Origin of the sequence: Dyadobacter jejuensis (assembly GCF_003149085.1) — a bacterium.
Classification (GTDB): domain Bacteria; phylum Bacteroidota; class Bacteroidia; order Cytophagales; family Spirosomataceae; genus Dyadobacter; species Dyadobacter jejuensis.
Window position 1 is genome coordinate 148,069 of sequence record NZ_QGDT01000010.1, and the last position, 24,998, is coordinate 173,066.

General features: G+C 44.1%; 19 protein-coding genes. 10 read left to right on the forward strand and 9 right to left on the reverse strand.

The window, feature by feature from the left end:
• Positions 1-60: 60 nt before the first annotated feature.
• Positions 61-426, reverse strand: a complete 366-nt coding sequence (rplS, locus tag CLV98_RS17370) for a 50S ribosomal protein L19 (RefSeq protein ID WP_109676354.1) — start codon at positions 424-426, stop codon at positions 61-63.
• Positions 427-688: 262 nt separating this feature from the next.
• On the opposite strand from rplS, the gene CLV98_RS17375 reads away from it, so the two are divergent.
• A complete protein-coding gene (locus CLV98_RS17375; protein WP_109676245.1) occupies positions 689-2,173 on the forward strand; it encodes an NAD(P)H-hydrate dehydratase in 1,485 nt (494 codons plus the stop codon).
• Positions 2,174-2,217: 44 nt separating this feature from the next.
• Here CLV98_RS17375 and feoB read toward each other — a convergent pair whose 3' ends face one another.
• Positions 2,218-4,353: a ferrous iron transport protein B gene (gene feoB, locus CLV98_RS17380; RefSeq protein WP_109676356.1), complete on the reverse strand. Its 2,136-nt coding sequence runs from the start codon at positions 4,351-4,353 to the stop codon at positions 2,218-2,220.
• Positions 4,354-4,375: 22 nt separating this feature from the next.
• Entirely contained in the window at positions 4,376-4,603 is a 228-nt protein-coding gene (locus CLV98_RS17385) for a FeoA family protein (protein ID WP_109676247.1), read from the reverse strand.
• 282 nt (positions 4,604-4,885) lie between these two features.
• Here CLV98_RS17385 and CLV98_RS17390 point away from each other — a divergent pair, with 282 nt between their 5' ends.
• The 5 genes from CLV98_RS17390 (at position 4,886) to ccsA (CLV98_RS17410) (ending at position 9,846) form a co-directional block, all read left to right on the forward strand.
• The gene (locus CLV98_RS17390) at positions 4,886-5,575 is read left to right on the forward strand and encodes a heme exporter protein CcmB (protein WP_211320058.1); all 690 of its coding nucleotides are present in this window, start codon (positions 4,886-4,888) and stop codon (positions 5,573-5,575) included.
• An 83-nt stretch (positions 5,576-5,658) separates the two neighbouring features.
• Complete coding sequence (gene ccsA / locus CLV98_RS17395; protein WP_109676249.1) at positions 5,659-6,318, forward strand: cytochrome c biogenesis protein CcsA; 660 nt, start codon at positions 5,659-5,661, stop codon at positions 6,316-6,318.
• A 109-nt stretch (positions 6,319-6,427) separates the two neighbouring features.
• Complete coding sequence (locus tag CLV98_RS17400; protein ID WP_109676360.1) at positions 6,428-6,652, forward strand: CcmD family protein; 225 nt, start codon at positions 6,428-6,430, stop codon at positions 6,650-6,652.
• Between the two features lie 153 nt (positions 6,653-6,805).
• On the forward strand, positions 6,806-7,240 hold the full coding sequence (locus tag CLV98_RS17405) for a cytochrome c maturation protein CcmE domain-containing protein (protein ID WP_109676251.1): 435 nt from the start codon (positions 6,806-6,808) through the stop codon (positions 7,238-7,240).
• Positions 7,237-9,846 carry a cytochrome c biogenesis protein CcsA gene (ccsA, locus tag CLV98_RS17410; protein ID WP_109676253.1) on the forward strand — a complete coding sequence of 870 codons (2,610 nt, stop codon included), beginning with the start codon at positions 7,237-7,239 and terminating at the stop codon, positions 9,844-9,846. Before CLV98_RS17405 ends, ccsA (CLV98_RS17410) begins: the two co-directional genes overlap by 4 nt.
• Positions 9,847-10,316: 470 nt before the next feature.
• On the opposite strand, the gene CLV98_RS17415 is transcribed toward ccsA (CLV98_RS17410), so the two are convergent.
• From CLV98_RS17415 to CLV98_RS17430, 4 genes are all read right to left on the reverse strand, one after another.
• On the reverse strand, positions 10,317-10,916 hold the full coding sequence (locus CLV98_RS17415; RefSeq protein ID WP_109676255.1) for a hypothetical protein: 600 nt from the start codon (positions 10,914-10,916) through the stop codon (positions 10,317-10,319).
• Positions 10,917-10,934: 18 nt separating this feature from the next.
• Positions 10,935-11,900 carry a YHYH protein gene (locus CLV98_RS17420; protein WP_109676257.1) on the reverse strand — a complete coding sequence of 322 codons (966 nt, stop codon included), beginning with the start codon at positions 11,898-11,900 and terminating at the stop codon, positions 10,935-10,937.
• Positions 11,901-12,058: 158 nt separating this feature from the next.
• Positions 12,059-13,537, reverse strand: a complete 1,479-nt coding sequence (locus tag CLV98_RS17425; protein WP_109676259.1) for a rhomboid family intramembrane serine protease — start codon at positions 13,535-13,537, stop codon at positions 12,059-12,061.
• Positions 13,538-13,615: 78 nt separating this feature from the next.
• Positions 13,616-15,493, reverse strand: a complete 1,878-nt coding sequence (locus CLV98_RS17430) for a M14 family metallopeptidase (RefSeq protein WP_109676261.1) — start codon at positions 15,491-15,493, stop codon at positions 13,616-13,618.
• Between the two features lie 589 nt (positions 15,494-16,082).
• On the opposite strand from CLV98_RS17430, the gene CLV98_RS17435 reads away from it, so the two are divergent.
• From CLV98_RS17435 to CLV98_RS17450, 4 genes are all read left to right on the forward strand, one after another.
• Positions 16,083-16,673, forward strand: a complete 591-nt coding sequence (locus CLV98_RS17435; protein ID WP_109676263.1) for an RNA polymerase sigma factor — start codon at positions 16,083-16,085, stop codon at positions 16,671-16,673.
• Positions 16,674-16,794: 121 nt separating this feature from the next.
• Positions 16,795-17,817 carry a FecR family protein gene (locus CLV98_RS17440; protein WP_109676265.1) on the forward strand — a complete coding sequence of 341 codons (1,023 nt, stop codon included), beginning with the start codon at positions 16,795-16,797 and terminating at the stop codon, positions 17,815-17,817.
• A 204-nt stretch (positions 17,818-18,021) separates the two neighbouring features.
• Positions 18,022-21,435: a TonB-dependent receptor gene (locus tag CLV98_RS17445; RefSeq protein WP_229203436.1), complete on the forward strand. Its 3,414-nt coding sequence runs from the start codon at positions 18,022-18,024 to the stop codon at positions 21,433-21,435.
• A gap of 12 nt (positions 21,436-21,447) precedes the next feature.
• A complete protein-coding gene (locus CLV98_RS17450) occupies positions 21,448-23,049 on the forward strand; it encodes a RagB/SusD family nutrient uptake outer membrane protein (RefSeq protein WP_109676271.1) in 1,602 nt (533 codons plus the stop codon).
• Between the two features lie 359 nt (positions 23,050-23,408).
• Here CLV98_RS17450 and CLV98_RS17455 read toward each other — a convergent pair whose 3' ends face one another.
• Entirely contained in the window at positions 23,409-23,972 is a 564-nt protein-coding gene (locus CLV98_RS17455) for a transposase (protein ID WP_109676273.1), read from the reverse strand.
• 623 nt (positions 23,973-24,595) lie between these two features.
• Positions 24,596-24,997 (reverse strand): hypothetical protein, encoded by a 402-nt coding sequence (locus tag CLV98_RS17460; protein WP_109676275.1) that lies wholly within the window; start codon positions 24,995-24,997, stop codon positions 24,596-24,598.
• Between the last annotated feature and the right edge of the window lies 1 nt (position 24,998).

The following is a 24,998-nucleotide window of genomic DNA, read 5'->3' on the forward strand; positions in this document are numbered from 1 at the left end:
AAAAAACCCTGCATGCAACGAATCACAGGCAGGGTTCCAACTTTCCGATTGAAATATAGACTATTTCGTTGGTTTCTTAAGCTCTTTGATACGAGCAGCTTTGCCCTGACGGCCACGTAGGAAGTACAGACGTGCACGACGTACCTTACCACGGCGAAGTAACTCAATTTTAGCGATACTTGGCGAAAGAATAGGGAATACACGCTCCACACCAATACCATTTGAAATTTTACGTACTGTAAAAGTTTCACCTGTAGAATTGGCGTTACGACGCTGAATCACCGTTCCTTGAAACTGCTGAATACGTTCTTTACCTCCTTCACGGATCTTCACGTGAACGTTGATGGTGTCGCCTGCTCCGAAGGCAGGATACTCGGATTTACGATTTTCAATCGTAGCTTCTACGAGTTTAATAAGTTCGCTCATGACGAATGCTTTTATAAAATTAAAGTAAATTGCCTGCTCCCAGCGGAAGAGGTGACGCCCCTTCATTCAAAACAGTCTTTTAAAAACGAGTGCAAAAATAGATTTTATTATTCACTTGTCAAAGGGTTATCACCTAAAAATGAGCATAATTATCGTTCTTTTAGATTTAAATAGAAAATAGGGCTCCGATCATTTGAAAATTCATTCCCTAGTCCAATTTTTGCTTACACCCGTAAAACACCCACGACCAGCCAAACCTATCATGAAAATATTAGACGGAAAACAGGTCAGACAGGCCGATGCTTATACCATAGCCCAGGAGCCTATTAGCCCATTAGCCCTTATGGAACGTGCCGCTCATGCCTTTGTGCATTGGTATATCAACCAGTTTGTACAGACACGACCAGTAGCCATATTTTGTGGACAGGGCAATAACGGCGGCGATGGCCTGGCTATTGCCCGAATTTTATCCCAACGAAGCTACTCTATACAGGTATATCTGGTAGCCCATACTTCAAACCCTTCAGACGATTATCGGGCCAACCTGGATCGACTACAGGGACATCATCGGCCCATACTCCTCAGTTCGGAAGCGGACATCCCGGAACTTTCGGACCAAGTTATTATTATTGACGCTTTGTTGGGATCGGGATTGAACAGGCCCGCTGATGGGCTATTAGCGGTAACAATTGATAAGATCAACCATTGCGACAACAAAAAAGTAGCGGTAGACATCGCCAGCGGATTATTTATGGATCGGCTAAACGCCCCCAGCGATGCCATCGTTAAACCCGACTACACTGTATCCTTCCAATTTCCAAAATTACCATTTTTACTGCCTCATTCGGCCGCCTATGCCGGAGAATGGCATGTGGTAGACATTGGTCTTGCCAAAGACTTCATTGCCCACTGCGACACCCCCTACGAACTAACCGACTACGAATCGGCCGAAAGGCTCAAAAAGCCTAGAGCCAAGTACGCCCATAAGGGGACTTTTGGGCATGCATTGATTATTGCCGGAAGCTATGGGAAAGTAGGAGCGGCAGTATTGGCCGCTAAGGCTTGTTTGAGAGCCGGAGTGGGGTTGCTTACCCTGCACATTCCCAAATGTGCCTACGAAATCGTGCAGGTAAGTGTACCCGAAGCCATGGCCTCTATTGACGTAAAAAAGAAAATTAATACCCTCCTACCCGAGCTTCAAGGCTATACGGCTGTGGGGATAGGTCCTGGGCTAGGCCAACATACGGGCACCCTACAGATGCTCCAACAACTGTTGTCGCTAGCGACTTGCCCCCTGGTGATAGACGCCGACGCCCTCAATCTACTTTCAGAAAACAAGGAATTGTTTGGGCTAATACCCCGAAAATCTATTTTAACACCCCATCCTAAGGAATTTGAGCGCCTGGCTGGACCTGGCCGCTCCGACCTCGACCGCCTCCATAAAGGCAGGGAATTTGCCCAAAAGCACGGAGTCATCATCTGCCTCAAAGGAGCCCATACTGCCGTGATTGACGACTGTGGACGGGTCTATTTTAATACGACAGGCAATCCAGGCATGGCTACCGGAGGTACGGGAGACGTACTTACGGGGGTCATCACCGCCCTTTTGGCCCAAGGCTATAGTCCAGTGGCCGCCGCCCGCTTGGGGGTATATGCCCATGGGCAGGCCGGAGACGCCGCCATCAAAAAAACGGGCATGGCCGGCTTAACAGCCTCCGACGTAGCGGAACACCTTAGACTGGACTGAACCAATCCGCCTATTGGGCCGACTATTATCCTTTAAGGCAATACTTATGAAAGAACTTGATAGGCTATAAAGGCGGAAACATAAGCCAAGGCCGTCATGTATAAAAGCTGTATAAGCGGCCATTTCCAGCCATTGGTTTCCCTATATACCACCGCAATGGTACTCATGCACATCATCGCAAACACATAAAACATGAGGAGTGACGTACCTACGGCTGTGGTATACATGGGTTGGCCAGTCTCAGGGTTAAGTTCCTGCTGCAACCTTTCTTTCACAGTAAGCACGTCTTCGGAGTCGCCGGTAATACTATAAATAGTAGCCATGGTTCCTACAAATACCTCTCGGGCTGCAAAAGATGCTAACAAGGCAATGCCGATCTTCCAATCGTAACCCAGAGGACGAATGGCCGGCTCGATAAAATGGCCAAAACTCCCGGCATAAGAGTTCTCCAGCCTAGCAGAAGCCACGGCAGCGTCTACGTCTTCTTGAGTCGCATCTACCGACATGCTGGCCACTACGGCTTGTTCGGCCTTGTCCATACGATCGCCAGGCCCATAAGAAGCCAGCAACCATAAGATGATGGAAATGGCTACGATGATTTTACCAGCCTCAAAAACAAAAGACCGTACACTTTCATACATGGTCATGCCGACATGGCCCCAACGGGGTAATTTATAGGATGGCATTTCTAACATAAAGTATCCTGGCTCCTTTCGAGGGACAAACAAAGATATGACCCAGGCCGAAGCCAAGGCTCCTACCAGGCCTAGTAAATACAATCCAAACAATACCAGCCCCTGAAGATTAAATATACCTAAGACTTTTTGGGCGGGCACTACCAGAGCGATGAGTATAGCGTAAATAGGCAAACGGGCCGAGCAGCTCATCAACGGCGTTACGAGGATGGTCAACAACCGCTCGTAGCGGCTATTGATACTCCGGGTGGTCATAATGGCGGGCACAGCACAGGCAACACCCGAAATAAGGGGCACCACACTACGGCCATTCAACCCAAATTTGCGCATCAACCGATCCATAATCACCATCACCCTGGCCATATAGCCCGACTCTTCCAGGATGGCTACCAAGGCGAATAGAATGGCAATTTGCGGAATAAAGATGATCACGCCCCCCACACCCGCTAGTACCCCGTCGGTAATCAGGTCGTTGAGTATGCCGGGAGGGAGCATATCCTTGACCCAACCAATGGTGGTGGCCGTGGCTTCGTCTATCAGATCCATTGGATAGGAGGCCCAGGCAAAAATGGCCTGAAACACCAGTATCAACACGGCAGCAAAGGAGAGATATCCCCCTATGGGATGGAGCAGGAGTCGGTCCAATTGTCGCGTCCAGTATGGCTGCTCGGTTTCTCCTGTAACTTTTACCGCCTTGTCTACAATGGGTTTTAGCCTTTCATATCGATCTATGGTTTCGGTAGCCAAGAAATCTTGTTCATCGAAATCATGTTTTTCAATGAGCCCATCCAACTTTACTTGCAAGGCCCTCTCCACAAAGGTAAAATTGTCGTGCTGACAAACATACTGCATCGCCATGTAGTCGTTGGTCAGTCCATATTCCGCCTTCACCTCCGAAATCAGCGCAGGGAAGCTATCGGCCGGATTATAAAAATAGGACTTCAATTGGTATTTAGGGGAATGAATCACCCCCGAAATAGCCTCCTTCAATTGAGTAACCCCAGTGCCGGTACGCGCATTAATATTGACTACAGGCACCTGAAAATGCATGGCTAGCTGAACGGCGTTGACCGTAATATTCCGGTCGGAGGCGACATCCAGCATATTTAAGGCCATAACCGTAGGAAGCCCCAGGTCATGAATCTCCGAAAACAATAATAAATTTCTAAGCAAATTGGAGCCGTCTACCACTACCACTACCACATCGGGATAGTCGGGATGCTGTGGATTGGCCAATATATCCATCACCACCGCCTCGTCTGCCGACTTAGGATAGATACTATAGGTCCCGGGCAAATCGACCGCTGTTACCGTAAGGCCTTGGTTGTTAGGTCCTTTTAGCAAGAAAGTCCCAGACTTTTTCTCGACGGTCACCCCCGGAAAGTTCCCGGTCTTTTGACGCAGACCAGTTAAAGAGTTAAATAATGTAGATTTTCCAGCATTGGGATTTCCTACCAATGCAACTTTTAGACGATTATCTTTCAATGGGATCTTTAAATAAATGCAACTATTCAATCTCTATGGTCGCCGCCTCACTAATGCGCAGCGACAAACAATACTGGCCTCCAATGTTGACACACACCGGATCACCAAATGGAGCGGACCCGTCCAGCCGAACGGTGCAGCCGGGCACACATCCCATTTCCAACAGCTTCAACGACATTAACCGATCTTTAAAGGATTTTATGATCCCCTTTTCACCTTTCTTTAGCTGGGATACTGTTCTCGCGGACATGGGTCTTTATTTAGATTGAATATACTTAACTACAAAGAAAGCATTCCTGTTCGGTATTTCAAATTTTAATTTTAGCCATTTCCATTATCCTAATGAAAATCATAGAAATTCATTCAGTTTTCTGAAAACCCTGTCCGTTTATGTCGTACTTTTGTCGGCATAATACAATTAAGATCGGATTGGAAACCGAAAAATTTCCACCCTAATGAAAAGGTTGTATGATTACCAACTGTGCCAAGGGCCCAAATAGACCGCCATCTGGCTGACAGAACGTATTTAATAATGACTAACCTGGGGCTACATACCAAATTGAAAGAAATCAAGACCCTAATATTGAAAGAAGCCACTTTGGAGTGGCGCCAAAAATATGCCATCAGTGGTATGCTGCTCTATGTGGTGAGCACCGTGTTTGTTTGTTATTTAAGCTTTAGCCTCAAGAGAAATCAGCTCACCCCTATCGTCTGGAACACCCTCTACTGGATCATTCTACTCTTTACGGCAGTAAATGCAATTGCTAAAAGTTTCTCACAAGAGCGCTTCGGGCGGCTGATCTACTATTATAGTCTGTGTAGCCCACAAGCCATTATCCTGTCAAAAATCCTTTACAACTGCCTCATTATGCTGCTGCTGTCATTGACGGGGTTTGCATTTTATGCTTTCGTGATGGGAAACCCTGTGGGCGATATTAAGCTGTATTTGGTGAGCATCGCCTTGGCCGCTGTAGGCTTTGCATCGGTACTCACCCTAATCGCGGGAATAGCCACCAAAGCTGAAAATAGTGCAACTTTAATGACCGTACTTAGCTTCCCTATCATACTGCCCATGCTGTTGATGACGATTAAGCTAGCAAAAAATGCCTTAGATGGGCTGGACTGGTCGGTGAGTATGGACGAAATCCAGACTTTACTCGCCATTGATGCCATAGTAGTTACTTTAAGTTACCTGCTATTCCCGTATTTGTGGAAAAGCTAAGTAAAGATACTGTTCATGGGCGGTCCAGCCATGACAGCACAAACCTAATAAAGGGACCAATAGTATAAAATATCAGTGTTATTATGAGAAAAATGTGGTGGAAAATTGCCAGTATCATCATCCTACTCTATGTGATTGTGATGGGCTTAATGGGGCCAGTGCCTCACTTACCGATTATCAACGAAACCATCCGAAACACCTATTTTCATGTTGCTCTTTGGTTGGCCATGACGACCCTCTTGTTTTCGTCAATGATCTATTCTATAGCTTACCTCAACAAAGGGGATATCAAATACGATGACCGAGCGAGTGAAATTGCCAAGGCCGGTATCTTCTATGGGATTCTGGGGTGTCTCACTGGCTCGTTATGGGCCAATTTTACTTGGGGGGATCCATGGCCCAACGACCCCAAACTAAACGGTGCCGCCGTTGGTATTCTCATCTATTTGGCCTATCTATTGCTGCGGTCGTCGTTCGAAGATGAGCAAAAGAAGGCACGTATTTCGTCGGTCTACAATATCTTCGCTTTTGCGGTGTTTATTCCCTTGATCTACATCTTACCCCGCCTTACCGACTCCCTGCACCCGGGTAGTGGTGGTAACAGTACCTTTGGCTCTTTTGACTTGAATAACGATATGCGGAAAGTGTTCTATCCAGCCATCATAGGATGGATACTACTCGGCCTGTGGATGGCCGAACTACGCGTCCGACTCAAGATTATTGAAAGATCCCAACATGACTGACCCGATGCTTGTCGTTATATATTTGGCAGCATCCACAAATCGAGTCTAGAAATTAAACTATCCCTAAAGAAAAACGTTAAGAAGAAAAGATATGAAACGCAGTGTCATCATGAAACGTCTAACCACTCTATTTTCCTTTTTGTTGCTCATGGCAATAACTGTTTCCGCCCAAACTCCAGACTCCTCCGTCGAAATGGCCACCCGACTCCGTCAGGATGGCAAGATCTGGGTCGTGGTAGCGGTGATAGCCGTCGTATTTATTGGAATCATTGCCAACCTTTTACGTTTGGAAATGAAAGTCCGTAAGATGGAAAAAGAACTTAATATTAAATAAATCAGGAAATATAAGCTATTTTTGAGGTCGCTTAAACCAAAACGGTATTTAAGACAAAAATGGCCTAAAATAGAATTTATAACCCATTTTCTATTTTGAAATTTCAAAAAAAGAACCATTTAGCCGGAATCATAAAATAAAGATTTATTCAACATGAAAAAGATACAAATATTTGGTCTTGTGATCATTGCCATCGCCATTGGCATCATCGTAACCACAGCCGGAGACGCCAGTACCTATGTAGACTTCAATAAGGCGCAACAAATGGCCGATAGTGGAGATAACGAGAGCATACATGTAGTGGGTACGCTCAAAAAAGATGCAGCAGGAAACATTCTGGAAATGGTCTATCAACCTGAAATCGATCCTAATTTTTTCAGCTTCACCTTGGTTGACAATAATAACGTAGCCAGAAAAGTAGTATATAAAAGCACCAAACCGCAGGATTTTGACAAATCGGAACAGGTGGTCATTATTGGGCGCATGCAACAAGATGCTTTCGTAGCCGACAAAATTTTAATGAAATGCCCTTCTAAATACGAAGAAGGCAAACTGGAAACTACCGAACATACTGCCCAAAAATCATGATCCATCATACTATCGGCAATGCCGGTCATTTGCTGGTCATCATCGCCTTCGTCACGGCGATTTTGGCCACTTACGCTTATTTCAAAACTACCCAAGCTTCTACTTCCCTTCAAGATTTAGAGACCCTCAACAGCTGGAAACGATTTGCTCGCACCACTTTTTTCGTGCATATGGCGGCCGTATTCGGCGTGGTGTTCTCTTTATACTGGATCATCGGGAACCATTATTTTGAATATCATTATGCATGGAAGAACTCCTCCCTTTCCTTGCCAACTGGCTATACCATTTCCAGTTTTTGGCAAGACCAAGAGGGTAGTTTCTTATTATGGATATTTTGGAATGTCATACTGGGCTTCATTCTGATATTTACCAACCGGTCGTGGGAAGCCCCTGTGATGACCATCTTCGCTTTGGTTCAGGCTTTCCTAACATCGATGATCCTAGGGGTTGTCATCCCGGGCATCGATCTAAAAATTGGCTCTACCCCCTTCTTACTCCTTAAAGAGGTGATGCCAGATATGCCGGTTTGGAAAATGGATCCTAATTTTATCCCTAAAGATGGTAACGGACTGAATCCATTACTACAGAATTACTGGATGGTGATTCACCCCCCTACCCTGTTCTTGGGCTTTGCCTCTACAATCATACCGTTTTCGTTTGCCATGGCCGGTCTATGGCTCAAGAAGACTCACGAATGGATTCGTCCCGCCTTACCCTGGTCCCTACTATCGGCCATGATATTGGGAGTAGGTATACTCATGGGAGCTTACTGGGCCTACGAAACACTTAACTTTGGCAGCTATTGGAACTGGGATCCCGTGGAGAACACCTCTTTCGTTCCTTGGCTCATCTTGGTGGCAGCCGTCCATACCATGATCATCGCCCGTAGAAATGCTACTGCTCTAAAGACTTCGTTTATCCTGACCATTGCCACCTTTGTATTGGTGTTGTATTCCACTTTTATGACGCGTAGCGGTATCTTAGGAAACGCCTCGGTTCACTCTTTTACCGATTTGGGACTTTCTGGTCAGTTACTGATATACTTGCTCACCTTCCTTGTCGTATCCATTGGCCTTTTGATTTATCGCTGGAAAATGTTGCCAAGCGATGAAGAAGAAGTATCCACTTACTCTCAGGAATTTTGGATCTTTATAGGTGCTACCTTACTCTGCCTCTCTGGCTTTCAGATTCTGGCGACTACCTCTATACCAGTTTATAATAAGATTGCCGAAGCTTTTGGTACGGTTCTCAATCTGGCACTTCCGGCCGATCAGGTGGCCCATTACAATAAGTTCCAATTATGGTTCTTCTCGCTTATCATTATATTGACCGGTATTGGTCAGTTTTTCTGGTGGAAGCGCGTAGGGAAAGATAAGCTCCAGGCCCTTTACAATCCCTTGCTGTTGGCATTGGTGATCAGTGCGGCCATTATTACTTTCGAAGGAGTGAAGGACATTCGCTATATAGCCATTCTAACGGCCTCCGTATTCGCTATTGTCGCCAACGGAAGTATTTTATTGGATATTCTTAAAGGGAACTACAACCTCTCTGGAGGAGCCATTACCCATGTAGGGGTGGCCCTGATGCTGATAGGCATCATGTTCTCCTCCGCTTACGAGCAGGTTGTTTCCATCAACAATTCCGGTCTGATGATCTCCCGTAGTGAGGAGTTTACCCAAAACGACAATAAGGAAAATAAGGAAAACATCACCCTATGGCTCAACAAACCAGAGCGGATGGGCGAATATATGCTTACCTGGAAAGATGTACGCATAGAACCCCGACACATTCCTTCGTATATCAGCAAAAGCTGGGTAGATCTGATTGAAGGTGACTATCGTGCTGTGGCCCTTAGGGATATCGTAGTAGACGACAAGCAATATTATGCCAAAGGAGATACTTTGGAAATAGCTCCTGAAAACTTCTATTATGAAGTCGAATACAGGGAACCTTCAGGAAGGGTATTTAACCTTTTCCCCAGGGTGCAAATCAACCCCCGCATGGGAGGAATTGTGTCGTCGCCCGATATACAACGTAAGGTGGACAAGGACCTGTACACCTATGTATCGATGGTAACCAACCCTACTGCCGAGCCGGTATGGAGCCAAACAGAGAACTTTACGGTCAACCTTCGCGACACGTTCTTTGTAAACGATTATGTAGCCGTGCTCGATCAGGTAGTCCGTACCGATGACGTGGAGGGAATGCAACTAGCCGAAGGAGACGCCGCTGTAAAGGCGATCATTCGAATTCTGGACAACGAACAAGAGTTTGTAATTACTCCATCTTTCGTGATTCGTGACCGGATGGTCGCTCGTAAGCCCGAAGTAAACAAAGAGTTGGGCCTTAGGCTTCAGTTCCAGGAGATTAACCCGCAAACCGGACAATTCACCTTTTCGGTCAATACCACCCAAAAAGATTTTATCGTCTTAAAAGCCATAGAAAAGCCTTTAATCAATATTTTGTGGTTAGGAACCCTCGTCTTGGTTATCGGCTTTATTTTGGCCACCATACGCAGGTTCCGCGATTTCATTAAGATGAGGGATCGAGAGGCTAAAGCTGACAAGCGTAAGCCTGGGAAATCCAAAACTTCTGTGGTCGCTTAAAAGAATAACGACTCATCAAAAAAGCCGAAACATACTTGGAAAGGTACGTTTCGGCTTTTTTGTTAGTTTTAGGGGTTAAAAGCGGTTAAAGGTCGAAAGTCAAAGGCAGTGCCCCGCCCGGTCAAAGGTTAAAGGTCGAAAGTAAAAGGCAGTGCATCGTCCGGTCAAAGGTTAAAGGTCGAAAGTAAAAGGCAGTGCATCGTCTGGTCAAAGGTTAAAGGTCATATATGCCTAGCAAGAACAGGTAATTGCCTACATCCTTTAAACCTTTAGAAATTAGTACGTCACATTAATAAGCAACAAAGGCTTATTGCTTATTGCATATTGCTCATCGCTTACAACCTTTTAAACCTTTAGAAATTAGTACGTTACATTAATAGCCAACAAAGGCCTATTGCTTATCGCCTATGGCTTATTGCATATTGCTTAATGCTTATTGCTTATTGCATAATGCATAATGCTTACAGCCTTTAAGCAAAACGTGCTGTCCAAACCAACCCTACTATCAGCACAATTGAAACGGCTCCCAGTACGAGCATATTAGAATGGTTGCTAGTAGCTAGTTTTGGCTCTAGGGCTATCCATTGGCTATTGTCCAATTTAAGCTTTACTTCATACTGGTTTGCCTCCGAAAGGACTACCTGCTTCTGTGGTAATTCCTTTAACGAAAGGATCAATTCGGATAGACTATTGGGGGTGTTTACAAATAATTCATTTTTCACGTAAATGGACTGAATGCTATCCGGAAAATTATCTAATTCGGCAAACACCGTCGTTTCATGGCCAAGGATCACCTGTGGGTTTTTCATGGCGATCGATTGGTCGTTGACCACTACCTCACAAAATTCCTGAAGTTGCTGAATGACCAGCTGCCTGAACTCCTCTGGCGTCTTAAATGCATCTTTATGGTATCGGTAGTTCACCTCTCCTTCAAAGCCCGTTAAAGAACTTTTAATCACCAATAGCTTCTTCCCATTTTGCTCATAAATCATCAGACTCGATAAGTTGGGCTGGTGGGCGAAGCACGCCCCTCCCATTACTAACAAAAACAGAAAATTGATATATTTCATAACTGATTGTTTCAGATTTTACCTGGCATATGCCCCTGCCAAACCATTGATAAAATTATTGGCTCCTGCATAATCGACATGGTAATGATATCCCCGGGTACTATCGTAATGACCCCGATTATCGTCCAAATCGGTATATTCGGTACCTGTAGCACTCAACCGCTCGTACATTCCAAAACCATCCATAGCATACCCGATCATGGCGGCATGCCCATCTGTTTGTTCGATTTTTGTACTCAAACCAGTAGCCGCATGATAATGATACCCGGCAGTGAGATTGATATGTCCTCCAGCGTCATCGAATGGGGCTAGGGTGTAGGCGCCCAAAATAGCACTGGTGGGCGCGGGAGCATCGAAGACGACGCCATTGAACGCGATACCTCGGGTAGAAGGACCAGAAGACCCTGGTCCACCGCCAAAACTAACCGCCGTGCTTAACTTAACCGGGGTAACCGGAATGTAATAGGTGTTGGTCACCGACGATACATAAGAGGGCAGACATTCTACGCAATAATTTTTGTACGCTTCGCCTACATTTGGATTGGCTGCCGCTTCGCAATCTTCAATGGTAAGGGTTTTGGTGATCGCCCCAGTGCTGGCATCGTACATTTGCCAGGTGGCATCGTTATAAAAACTGGCTAGATTTTCGATAAAGGCACCATCCACATCATATACATTGCCATCTTCGAGCCATATCCCTCCTGCACTGGCGTCGTCCGAAATATTAGAAGGACACCAAGGCCCCATCGTATGATCCGTGGCGGCGCTCTTCGCTACAATTTTATAGCAATCGGCTGTGGTCCCATTTGAGAGTGTGCGCGATACGATGGTTATAGGCTCAGAAAGCCCATCGGCCAAGAAATTGGCTGCATCTACGTCAACTACCGTATCCTCAGAGGCGGTCGGGGTGGTATCTTCACTGTTATCGCAGGAAATAAAGAATAGAAGCGATAAGGAACCTACAATAAGGGTTTTGAAAGTCATGATGTCTAAAATGATTGGTCTATCTCATTAGACTCCCGTTTCCTGTATTTCCTTCGCTGCTAATCGATTTATTTTTTAATGGTTTAAATTCAATAGAAACTTTTCTCACGAAAAGCAGGTTGGAACATCACGATAATCCGACCCGCGGCTCCCTCCTACTAAGGCGTATGATTGGCACGAAGTTCCTCAATCTTGGCATTGATCTGCTTGTCATATTCCAGTATCTGCGGCTGATACCGGTCTGTTTCTTCTTCAATTGCCTTATATTGTAATTCATAGCTTTTTATTCTAATTTCACAATACTCCTTCAACTGTTGGTTTCTGGTCCTTATCTGAAGAGGCAAATCGAGCTCCTCAAAACCATCCAAAAGTGCGATATTTTCTTTCCAATAATAGATCCCCCTATCCTTAATTTCAGTTAGCCGAACGTCTTTTGGGGTGTATGGTGGCATATGATAGGCCTCCAAAGCCATGGCTTCCATTGAAACAAACTTCTTGATCTGCCGGTCATATGTCCCCACATCGTTTGGCAAGCGAGTATAAACGGCATAAGTAGAGGCCAAAACAAAAATGCATAGAATACTTATCGTACCAATATTGAAACTAACGTCCTCGGGCTGTTTGAGACTAGGGAGAAAAGCCCAGCCTATCCCGGCTCCCGCTACCAAGCCCCCCAAATGGGCTGCATTGTCTATCCCTCCTTGCAGTCCACTAATTAAATTGTACCCCACAAACACCAAGATACTGGGCAGCAAAGCTTTACGGGTGGCAGGTTCAATCAAATTCGATGTCAGCATCACCAGGAACGCACCATACATCCCAAAGATGGCTCCCGAAGCTCCGGCGCTTATGGTGAGGTCGTTCCACCATAGACTGGCTGCGCTCGCCGAAACACCCGACAGCAAATAAACTACCGAAAACCTTAACTTACCGAGCTTAGGCTCTAAGAGAACACCTATAATAAAGAGTGCATACATATTCATGAGCAAGTGCAGGATTCCGATATGGACAAAATAGCTGGTAACCAATCGCCACCATTGTCCATCTAACGTGACAGGCCTGAAATTAGCCCCCCACAGCACTAGGCTTTCTTTTCCGGGCATCAAGAAATTGACTCCGCTAGCCACCATCGCTAGGAAGACTAAGATATTCAAGTTTAATAATACAGGAGTGATATAATAACTCTCCTTGGGCTTGAAAAGGGATAGAAAATGATCGAACTTTTCTGCAATCGTAGCTGGGGGTAACATTAAGACATCTTGGTCAGGGGGCACCAATTGGTCTTGAACTTCCTGGTATTTTTCATGTAAGTCCTCCTTGCTGAACGTCCCTTTAAGCTCCTCCATACGCCTATGAAACCTGGTTACCGTACGCTTATTTTTACCCCAGTCCGCAAGCGCACCTCCCAACGATTCACTATGAATAGTAGCAACATCGTCGTGTATTTTGATGGTAACTATACCATTCCACGAAAACAAGCCATTGGCTGTCCGGGCTATGAGTCCACTGTGACTCTGGTAGCTAACCTCCCAGTTCATCTCCTTAGCCGTTTCCAAGACCAGTATCAGAAATTCCTCTGTGGATAGACCCTCTAAAGGGTATTCTGCAATATGTTTGGGTGTAAAACCTATGGCCATCCTCTTAAAAGTGTATGTTAGTAAGTATAATTATGGCTTGCACGGGGCAACCCAAGGCAATAAGCCCCGGCCATGTCCTTATAATGCTCGGCCCACAGGATACAAGAGGTACCTATCGTCGTAGTATTTGGTTTTGCCGTAAAACCAGCCCAAAATAGCACCAGGATCCTTAGCAAAATCTTGATCCTCCTTTAATTTTCGTTCAAATTCCGCTTTTAATTCCGGCGACTCCTCGAGCATACGTTGGGCCAAGGGCTCCATCACATAGGCTTCTATATATTCTGTGCGTTGGAAGATATTGAGGAAAAACCCCCAACTAAAAAATGAATCCTTCGAGGTGGGTTCTAATAAATGGATCGCCAAATCGCCCAGGGGTTGATCGGTAGTGATAAAAACAGAACCAGCCGCATATTCTTGCTTCCGCAGTTCCGACCTTGCTTTACCACTTACCTGCATATGTCCCTCATAAGGGAAAGGTTCATGATTTTCATTTTCAAAATGGGCGTCTTCTATACGATACATTTCTACCTCCACCATGCGAGGAGCGGCAAGTACCTCCATCTCAATACCATGGATTTTCAAGCGTTCTATCACCTCGTCGCAGGAAGCTGGCACCCAGTATCCTTTAGGCCGGGTGATAAAGCCGATCGGTTCCGACTCTTTATAATAGGCTATTTTTTTGGTGATGGGCCTACCCATCCACTCAATATACTCAGACTGGGTAATAGCCGACTTCCTGATTTTGGAATCCATCCCAAGCAACAGCATGCTGTCTGGACGTTGGACGGTCTGATCTGAAAATTCCAATAAGGACATCGATTGAAAATCCACCTGATTCTTCATTTGAGGTATTTTATATGCCATAGGAACTTGAGCCTCCCTCAGGTCTTTATCGGACGCAGTGACTTTCTGCAAGGACTTACCCTCTGTACCCAGCAATTTTAAAGTACGCTCTAACAACACGTAGGTTCCTAAAACCCGTTGCTTATAGGGTTTTAAAGAATGATTTTCGACCAATATAGCTCCTAAATGACGCATAATCCCATAGGTATCTGAAAACCTGGGCCCACCCATTATGGCCACATTTCCTTTAGAAAAATCTCTGTCGTTTAGGGCAAACATCAACGGACCTGGTATATGTCCCTGAGCTCGTAAGCCATCGTCAACGAAGGGCTTAAACTTAGTTTCAAGCCAAGAGGCTATCCCGGGAGAATTCCCCTGCACCCCTGCTCCAGTATAGGTGATATCGAACTGGTAATCGGCACCATCCGTAACATGAATATCCATGTACAGCTCTGGGTCGTAATCGTTTATCACCCCGATCACCGCCCTCACCTCTTTGGTATCCAGCTTGGTATAGTCGCGGTTTAAATTTAGATTTTGGGCATTGGTTCTCCACCCCATGTTTTCGGGTCCCCGTTGATTCGGCCGGTTGTAGGGAGAAGAATTTTCATGCGCATCCACACTTAATATAGGGATAAACAGAAAGTTTACCCGCTCTAACAAGGCTTTCTTCTGACCAAAAGCAATGTCTCGAAGCAGCATCATACCGGCATCTTTCCCATCTATTTCCCCAGAATGGATCCCAGCCTGAACCAATAACAATGGTTTTTTGGAGTTTCTTAAGGCCTCAGGGCTTTTATTGGTATCCGTAGAGGCTACTAGCATATATATATCCCGCCCTTCTACACTCTTCCCCACCGACCGCATCGCTATCAACGGAGAGGCAGCAGCTAGTTTATTGAACCAAGCCATGGTTTCCTTATAGTCGGGCGTGGTCCTGAAACCGGATTGTTCAATAGGTGTAATCCATGGATCGTTCGGTGCAGCCACCAGGGCTTCACTTTTTCCATGCCAATCGAGCACCGGGGGAAGTATCGATTGGGCCATGATGGAGCCCATTGACAAACTTGCAATAGAGGAGATTATAAATTTTAATAGGTTAACTTTAGTCATATGAATTGAAAATAATGAGGGTTACTAATCAGGAATAGTGGAGGATATTCCAATTATATTTTTCTTATTCACTGTTTTCTCTAGTTTGAGGATCTACTTCCGAAATATAGGCCAAAATTTGTACATTTTTAGTTGCTTCTGTTCCCTCTTTTAAGCCAACGAACACGGGACATAGACCCCTATTGGCCAACTCCTATGACTGAGTAGTCCCTGATATTTTGCATTTTTTGGGACCTAACCGAGCCCTAGGCCTATCCATTAGGGCCAATAGAATATAAACAAACTGTTGACTGATGATCAGGATTCCATCCATTTTTGGATACCTTACATCATGAAAATAAATTTTTGGCTATTTAAACTTCAAACTAAGGAACATAAAAAGCAAATACCTCGCTGCTTTTTGAAGTTTTAAAGTGTTACTTTTAATAAGTTGTTATAACTAGTATACAGGACTATTATCTCAGTTTAGTGCTAAATAATTGTTATTAATAGGCATCTTTTAGGTAAAAAAAGTTAAAATTCCCGAAATAGTAGTCCCAAAATTTATTACCAATTTTGGATGCGAAGACAAGCCAATTAAAAACCATTTATGAATCAATTGTACATCACCTATTCTGACGAGGAGATCCTTCATTTAATAATAGGCCAGGACAGTCAAGAGGCCTTTGAGGAGCTTTATGATCGATATTTCAAGGTTTTGTACAATTTCGCATACAGTAAAATAGACGATGAGTATATTTCTCAGGAAATTATACAGGAGTTGTTTGTAACTTTCTGGCAACAGCGGCACGAAAACGTCATTAAATCGTGCCGGCCCTATTTATTTGGCATGTTAAGGAATTTAATACTGCTTCATTACCGCAAGGAGTACACGCGTCAGCGCCACTATAACGAATGGGTATTGACCCACGATGATGTGAGTGATTTATTGCCCGATCAGCCAGCGCTTACCAATGAATTACAGATTAGGTATGAAAAGGGCTTGGAAATACTCCCTCCTAAATGCCGCCAAGTTTTTTTATTAAGCCGCCAGGGGCGCACTTACCGTCAGATAGCTTCCGAGTTATCCATTTCCGAGAAAACGGTGGAGCAACATATTTCCAAGGCCATTCAAATGCTAAAACGCTACCTCAAAGAACATCTGCCTTATCTTATGGCTTGGTTCACCTTATGGAATTGAACGGTTTTACCATATCTACCTTGTCTTTTTTTAATAATTAATTTATTTTTTCGAATAGACTAAGGGTGTTTCCGTTTTGAAGCAACTATAATGCCGACAACGCCTAAACGGATATACTTCGATGCAAAAGCCTTACATTGATCCTCAACTCTTAAAAAAGTACCTGGATAACCAATGCAACGATTCAGAAAAAGAAATGGTAGAGCAATGGTATGCCCAAATAATAGGAATCCCTAATTATTTGGATACCATACCCGACAATGATCGGCGCCGTATTAAAAAGGAAACGTTTTCTTATATATCCCAAACATTAGGATTAGGAAAACCCAAGAGCCTACCATTTATGTTTTCACGATGGACTACCCTACTGGCTGCCGCTAGCGTCGTAATTCTACTAACTCTTTATTTGACGTATATGGGCAAGGTCACAAGCGACAATCCCGTTCAAATGGCCCAAAGGGAGAGACAGACGAATCCATCGGAAATTACTTTTACAAATACCAATTCACAAATTGTGCAACATGTATTGCCAGATGGTACCAAAATTTGGCTGCATCATGATGCCAATATCACCTATCCAAAGGCATTTTCAGGATCCACTCGAGAGGTGTCGTTCTCAGGGGAAGGTTTTTTTGAGGTTACCCCAGATAAAAGCAAACCATTCTATATACACTCTGGAGATCTCCAGGTGAAGGTTCTGGGTACTAGTTTTAATGTGAAGGCAAAAGCGAATGCGGATATTTATGAAGTTTCTGTTGTAACTGGAATCGTGGAAGTGAGTTCTATAAATACGACCAATCCCCAAGCAGAACTCTTGTTAAAGCCCAGTGAACAAGCACTTTATAATCCAAGATCGAATCAGATCACCTATTCCAAAAAAGTTGGCCAAACTAAAAAAGAAATATATGAACCGATTGATATCATTTTTGACAATACTCCATTGAACGAAGTAGTATCGAAATTGGAAACCCGATTTAATGTAAAAATTCACTTTTTGAATAAGAAACTCGCCAATTGTGGCATGACAGCCGATTTTGAGCAACAACCACTCTTAACGATTTTAGATATGCTCTGCGCCAGTTTGGGAGCAAACTATACGTTGTCGGACCAAACCATACTTTTGGATGGCCCCTCTTGTGACTAAGTTTTTTCTAACCGAATGTCAAATTTTAACCCAATAGTCAATATGAATAAGATCCATTCCCCTTAATAAAAGTTGTGGGCTGGAAGTGTACCACCACCGCCAACCCACTTTTAATTCCGCTTCTCTGGCCATCCATGTGTACCACCACAGGCGAAGAGAAACATTCCAATTAGTTCAGTTTAACTTAATTAGAGTTTCAAAATTATGGAAAAATTAGTACTTAACAAGCCAATCAACTGGCTTAAAATTATGCGCATCGGATTTTTTCAGTGTGTGATGGTAGCGCTGCTCGGAAGTATTTCCTATGCAAGGGAGACTTCCGCTCAGTCGATATTGGCCAAGGATATAAGCCTTGAGATCAATAACTTGTCTATAAAACAGGCGCTTGTGGTTATAAAAAATGAAACCAATGTGAAGTTTGTTTATAGTACGAGGGTACCCTTGGACGCCAAGGTTAATTTGCATGTTAAGAATCAGAAGCTATCTAAAGTACTGAATATGATGCTGGTACCACGAGGAATTGGTTATCGTGTAATCAATAATCAGATTGTGCTTAGTCCGAAAACAACCTCTGCAGAAACTGTATTTCCTGAGATTGAGCAAAAGTTACAAACCTTAATTTTGCCCAAAGACATCACCATTAAAGGAACGGTCAAGTCAGCTGAAAACAATGAACTCCTGCCTGGTGTAAGTGTAGTCGTAAAAGGGACACAGACTGGTACTACTACGGATACTGACGGTAATTTTGAAATACAGGTTCCCAATGTAGAAGCCTCGCTTATTTTTAGTTTTGTAGGTTATAAAGCCCAAGAAATAGCCGTCGGAAACAAATCTCAGTTTGACATCCTACTGGAATCGGACACTAAGTCCCTTTCCGAAATAGTAGTAATTGGCTACGGAACCGCCAAAAAAAGTGATTTATCTGCTGCAGTATCTACCGTTCCCGATATGGCACAAATAAAAAACAGACCAGTACTGGACGTCGGTAATATGATTCAGGGTAAGGTTCCGGGCGTAACGGCCGTCAGCAATGGTGGTCACCCCGATCAAACACCTAATATAACGATTCGTGGAACGGGTTCACGGGGTTCTGAAAGCGTATTGTATGTGGTGGATGGGGTGCCCAATGCCCCATATAACCCGGCCGATGTGGAGTCTATTACCATTCTAAAAGATGCTGCCTCTGCAGCAATATATGGCGCCTTCTCGGGTTCTGCTGGTGTCATTCTAATTACGACACGCCAAGCGTCATCCGGTAAACCCAGTATCGAATATTCAGGATTTATGGGAGCCAAAACCGCCTGGAAGTTGCCATCTTCATTGACGGCTGCCGATGAAGCCATGGTATCTAATTTGGCCTTTACCAATGCCGGGTTGAATCCTTTGGATGGCTGGGATGCTAGCAAAAACCCATATGCGCAAGTCACACGTACCAATTGGGTTGATGAGATATTCAGAACCGGTATTGTTCAACGTCATAATATCAGCATCAATGCAGGAACCGACAAATTCTCCACTTTATTCCAAGGTCGCTATGAAAAAAATGAGGGCACGCTACTGAATACTTATAGCCAGAACATGTCCTTGCGTTTCAATTCGGTATATAAATTCACCGACAAATTCAAATTCCGACAGGAGTTGTTCTGGAACAACAGCGATAGCCGTGGGACAGAGACTTCCAGTGGCTATAGCGGAACTATTTTGTCTGCCATTTATATGCCCCGATCGGCCACTCCTTATTATGAAGATGGTAGCTTTGGGGGTGTCGGACCGCGTGATTCACCCTATCTCGGGATCCATGGAGATGCTATTAACCCAGTAGCAACATTATTGAGAAACCGTCCTTATAATAAAGGCAATGATCTTTTATCAGTTTCGGAATTTTCTTATGCCGATATAATTCCAGGTCTTTCGTTTTTAACTCGCTTTTCATATCGTCAGAAAAGTTCTTTATACAAGAATTTTAATGTAAAAAGAACGGAACCCGGTAAGCCTAATAATCAGAACAGTTTAGGCTACAGCACCGACCGCTCTTACAACTGGATTTGGGAAAATACCATGAACTATGCCAGGGTGTTTGGCAAACATAATATTGGTGCTTTGTTATCTACTACATCCCAAGAAAACGCTGCCAAGGGATTTAGTATCGCAGCACGCGATTTTGCAGATGAAGATGCTTGGGCTCAATACTTTATAAATGCCCAGACTTTCACCTCTGACCGCCCAGGCGATTATGACTGGAAAGATAGAAACCTATCGTATGTCAGTAGGGTTTCCTATAGCTGGGCTGACCGCTATTTTGTTACTGGTAGTTATCGTTACGATATAGCGGGACGATTGGCCCCTGGCTATAGAGGCAAAGGATTTCCGGCAGCAACTGCAGCTTGGAAAATCAGTTCTGAACCATTCTTTAACATAAAAGGACTCGATCTGTTAAAAGTTCGGGCAAGTTGGGGGCGGATTGGTAATATCGGATCGGTAGGCAGATATTATGGCTACCCTACCCTAAGCTCCAATTCAACACATCAGGTGGGCGACGGTGCTCCACAATCAAACGCACTGTATATATCGAGCCTTAATAACCCTAAATTGTCCTGGGAAACATCGCAACAAACCGATATTGGTTTAGATATATCCATTTTGAATGAAAAATTAACCATCTCTGCCGATTATTTTGACAAACTAACCTATAACCTGATCAAACGTCAAGATACTGAGTGGACCCAAACCTACGGTTACGATGCACCTTATATTAATCAGGGTGAAATAAGTAATAAGGGTTTTGAGGCCGTAGTGACCTGGAGAGACCAAGTGGGGGATCTGGGATACGAGTTTAGTGGGAATATAGCTACCTTGAAAAACCGGGTTCAGAAAATTGATAATGACCCAAATAGTGTTTGGACCCATGGCGATGCCTGGAGGGGCACCATTAACCCCTATCGGTCGACGGTCGGACAGCCTTATTACTCTTATTGGTTGATCCAAAATGCCGGTATTTTCCAGACCGACGAAGAAGCCAACGGATATGCCGTAGATGGGAAAAAGGTACAGCCCAATGCGAAAGCAGGCGATTTGAAATTCATCGATCAAAATGGCGATGGTAAAATTGACGATGGTGACCGGGTATATATGGGTAATGCCTTTCCAAAATTGACCTATGGTTTCACTACGAATCTAAAATATCGCTCCTTCGATTTCAGCATGTTTATCCAAGGAGTGGGAGGAGTAAAACTATACAACGTTTTCAAAGAGTCGACTTTGAATGCTTCTGAACAGGGTTATAACCGTTGGGATAAAATTTTAGATGCATGGTCTCCGACCAATACAGGTTCGGAGATACCACGAATATCGGCCAATGATCCGAACAATAACTTTCAAACAACTTCGGACTGGTATTTAGAAAATGGAAATTATGTCCGTATTAAAAGTTTAATAATAGGATACACCTTCCCAAAACTTTTCAAAAGTGCTGATATGCGGATTTATTTGAGTGGCGACAATCTCCTCACCTTTACCAAGTATTCGGGCATGGACCCTGAAGTAGGAGGCATCGGAATGGACGGTGGTCAATTCCCCGTATCCCGAGTTTATTCCGCTGGTTTGAAAGTTAAATTCTAAAAGAAAAAAAACATGAAATTAAATATAAAATATACAGGATTAACCGTACTGGTACTTTTACTGACGATGAGTGCTTGTAACGAAGACTGGGTCGATACTAAGCCCAATGGCCAGCCAACTACGGCCTATTTTTGGAATAGTGATGACGACGTAATAAAGGCCTTGGCAGGCATGTATGTACCCTTGCGCTATGAATCGACTTGGGGACGGAATTTGTTTTGGGTACAAAATGCTAGCGACGATCTGATCGTTGGCCGCTCCAAAGCAGATGGCGAAAATATCAAGAACTTTATACCCACTGGCAATGAAGGCTATATGTCTGAAGGTTGGCGTGATTTGTATTGGATGATGAATAAGGCCAATCAGGTCATTGAAGGATTGGACGGATCGACTAATATCACCGAATCTTTGAAAACCCGTGCCTATGGCGAAGCCTATTTTATTCGCGCATTTTCCCACTTCTGGCTTGCATATATTTGGGGCCACAAGGACCAAGGCGTGCCCTATGATGGTGTTGAAAACGAGGGCTATGGCGAACGTATTCCACCACAACTGGCCTCTGTCACTGATAATTATGCCCAAATTATTAGCGACTTGCAAAAAGCATCAGACATGCTGCCACTTTTCCAATCCTATGGAGCAGGCGATCAAGGACGGGCACATAAAGCTGCTGCATGGGGATATATGGTAAAAGTGTACGCCTACTGGGCCCAATATGATCGTAGCAAATGGGCCTTAATTCCAGCCCTCGCCGACAAGATCAAAAATGAAGGTGGACGTGCACTAGTGGCCAATAAAGGTACCGGTGACAAAAACTACCGTGCTGTATTTACAATCGACGAAAACTGGGGTACAGAATATATTTGGTCGGTAACATCCGGCCCACAAGGTGGATCAGAATTTCCAGGCGTAATTTTGGAAAATAAGGGATGGGGAATTTATAATGGTTGGGGATATTTCCAACCGACCGAGGAGCTATACGAGGCTTATGAAGAGGGCGATCCACGGAGAGAAGCCACTATTCTGAAATTTGGAGACAAGTTTACTTTCTTTGGCGTCGAACGTCAGTACTTCTCTACCAACAGTTTGTCTGGCTTCCAGATTGCCAAATACATGGAACCTTACTCCTATGGCACCGATCAGGATGCAGGTTCTAACACCAAGATAAATCAAAATGGTGATTACCCAACAACCTCCCTTAATCTGCCTTTGATGCGCTATGCCGAAGTTTTGCTCTTCAAAGCAGAAGCGCTTTTGCAGCAAGGAAAAGCCAGCGAAGCGGCAGGCCCTTTAAACGAGATTCGTGCAAGAGTAGGGCTGCCAGCTATTGCTACACCTACCCTCGACGACCTAAAACATGAACGCCGGGTAGAACTTGGTTGTGAATGGACCGATCGACTGGCCGACCTAAAACGTTGGGGTGATTTTGACAAAATCAATGCCCCATTGCATGGTCGAATCCATACCAATAAAACGGATCCTAACTCGCCTTACGAGATTCAACAAGTATGGCCCGCCCGTAACTTTAATGCAAGCAAACATATGGCCTGGCCTATAGCTCCCAACGAAATTGCACGAAGTAACGGAGCTTATAAGCAAACCCCAGGATGGTAACCACTTAAGCTAAAAAAGCGGGTTCTTTCGGTGAGAGAACCCGCTTTTTCTTCGGTATGAATAGGAATTGTCGATTCGAATTCGGATTTGTATTTTGTGAATGGCTTTAATGGTTGCACCCTTACCTAGGGTGTAGAATACAGGCCCTGACTTGTCTCTACATCCTTAGGTGTAGATTACAGGCCCTGACTTGTCTCTACACCCTAGGGGAGGGAATACAGGCCCTGACTTGTCTCTACACCCTAGGGAAGGGGAATACAGGCCCTGACTTGTCTCTACACCCTAGGGAAGGGGAATACAGGCCCTGACTTGTCTCTACACCCTAGGGGGCTGCGTTATCAGAAAGCCTTGGTATTTTTTTATTCATTCGCATAAAATTTATCTTTCCCCCAATTCAAAGGATTATCTACAATATAATTTTGAATGTTCTCAAACGATTTGGCATCCCGGATGATATGGTCATAAAATCGAGATTGCCATTCAAATTTGAAACCCAATCTATGGCCATGTTTTGTAACGGCAGATTTGTAGGAACGAATTATGGTGGAAATCGAATTTGATTTTGGCGAAATTTCCGACATAAATTTATTTTTTTCTGTTGGTGGTAGAGACGTTGCGTGCAACGTCTCTACGTTCGTGTTCAATCCGTTAACATTCAAAATCAATACCCCATGCACATGATTGGGCATAACCACAAATTCACCCAATTCGATATTTTTTGAATGATTTTTTATTTCATACCACATCAAATCGGCTATGACACCAATATTGGATAATATCATTTTCCCGTTTTCAATTTTACCAAAAAAAGGTAACCGATCCTTAGTACAAATGGTAATAAAATAGGCCCCCTCACTTGCATAATCCCAGTTTTGCAAACGAGCAGAAGATATCCTATATTTATTTCTAAATTTATCGTCCATTATACAACAATCTCCTTTAATAGCCCATCAGTTTCTTGTTCGGATTTTAAAATATCGGCCGCTATATCTTTTAACGTATGTAGGGCTTCGAATTGGTAAAAATATTTATTGAAAGCAATTTCCTAACCCACTTTCATTTTGGTTTGGTCCTACCTGGCAACGGGTCAAAGGGCAATACTTCTTTTATAAAAAAATTATCGTATAAAAGCTTGTATGCCACATCTCTAAGTTGCAGAACATTTTTGATGCATTATGGGCTGATGCGGTTTTAGGGCTTGCCTTTGCAGCCGATTTATTTTTCCATTCTCGTCCTTTTCGGGTCGATGTATCATTTATTTGGGTACAAGCCAAAGTCTTCATTGTCAAATTACACCTAATTATCATCAAATAAAAATTGTTGGCAACAGGCTGTGTAGGCCTGCTTTTGGGAGGATAGTGTCGCCGGACAGCTCTAATTTTAAGCTCTGGTGATCCGTCAATATCCCGGATCTAGGGTGAATTTATCAAAAATGAGCCCCTTTCTTCAAATACCTGCCTTAAACATCCGGAAAGACCATATCATGAAAATACCATTTCTAATGGACCTGTTGGATTTCCCATTGGAGTATTAGCCTATCATCACCTTATTCCTTTTCCTTAAACTGTCCACGGTAGTAGGCGATTTCCCGTCGATACACCCCAAACTCTGTGTCGGGACATAGCTTTTCTAAGGCGTCGAGCTGTTTGGCAGCCAGCTTTTCATCCAACATCCAAAAATGCTTTTCCTTAAGGGAGCTACCATCCTGGTCGAGGGTATGCTGCAGATCTTCTAACAACCGAACGGGTACTTCCTGTCCGGGCCACTGCGCCAAAGTCTTGAGCTGGGCATCGCGAAACCTGAAAGCGTACAAACGGGTGGTATCTTCCTGCATCCTTTCTACGGCATCGAGGGTTTGAGTGAGAATGGGGCATTGTTGCCCAAAGAGCGGTACTACGCAGCCCAACCCCAACACCAACCCCATTGGCAATATATAGTTTCTTAGCATC

Bases quoted from the DNA above. Each gene is read 5' to 3' on its own strand.
- rplS (WP_109676354.1), bottom strand. From the start codon at position 426: ATGAGCGAACTTATTAAACTCGTAGAAGCTACGATTGAAAATCGTAAA.
- CLV98_RS17375 (WP_109676245.1), top strand. From the start codon at position 689: ATGAAAATATTAGACGGAAAACAGGTCAGACAGGCCGATGCTTATACC.
- CLV98_RS17385 (WP_109676247.1), bottom strand. From the start codon at position 4,603: ATGTCCGCGAGAACAGTATCCCAGCTAAAGAAAGGTGAAAAGGGGATC.
- CLV98_RS17390 (WP_211320058.1), top strand. From the start codon at position 4,886: ATGACTAACCTGGGGCTACATACCAAATTGAAAGAAATCAAGACCCTA.
- ccsA (WP_109676249.1), top strand. From the start codon at position 5,659: ATGAGAAAAATGTGGTGGAAAATTGCCAGTATCATCATCCTACTCTAT.
- CLV98_RS17400 (WP_109676360.1), top strand. From the start codon at position 6,428: ATGAAACGTCTAACCACTCTATTTTCCTTTTTGTTGCTCATGGCAATA.
- CLV98_RS17405 (WP_109676251.1), top strand. From the start codon at position 6,806: ATGAAAAAGATACAAATATTTGGTCTTGTGATCATTGCCATCGCCATT.
- ccsA (WP_109676253.1), top strand. From the start codon at position 7,237: ATGATCCATCATACTATCGGCAATGCCGGTCATTTGCTGGTCATCATC.
- CLV98_RS17415 (WP_109676255.1), bottom strand. From the start codon at position 10,916: ATGAAATATATCAATTTTCTGTTTTTGTTAGTAATGGGAGGGGCGTGC.
- CLV98_RS17420 (WP_109676257.1), bottom strand. From the start codon at position 11,900: ATGACTTTCAAAACCCTTATTGTAGGTTCCTTATCGCTTCTATTCTTT.
- CLV98_RS17425 (WP_109676259.1), bottom strand. From the start codon at position 13,537: ATGGCCATAGGTTTTACACCCAAACATATTGCAGAATACCCTTTAGAG.
- CLV98_RS17430 (WP_109676261.1), bottom strand. From the start codon at position 15,493: ATGACTAAAGTTAACCTATTAAAATTTATAATCTCCTCTATTGCAAGT.
- CLV98_RS17435 (WP_109676263.1), top strand. From the start codon at position 16,083: ATGAATCAATTGTACATCACCTATTCTGACGAGGAGATCCTTCATTTA.
- CLV98_RS17440 (WP_109676265.1), top strand. From the start codon at position 16,795: ATGCAAAAGCCTTACATTGATCCTCAACTCTTAAAAAAGTACCTGGAT.
- CLV98_RS17445 (WP_229203436.1), top strand. From the start codon at position 18,022: ATGGAAAAATTAGTACTTAACAAGCCAATCAACTGGCTTAAAATTATG.
- CLV98_RS17450 (WP_109676271.1), top strand. From the start codon at position 21,448: ATGAAATTAAATATAAAATATACAGGATTAACCGTACTGGTACTTTTA.
- CLV98_RS17455 (WP_109676273.1), bottom strand. From the start codon at position 23,972: ATGGACGATAAATTTAGAAATAAATATAGGATATCTTCTGCTCGTTTG.
- CLV98_RS17460 (WP_109676275.1), bottom strand. From the start codon at position 24,997: ATGCTAAGAAACTATATATTGCCAATGGGGTTGGTGTTGGGGTTGGGC.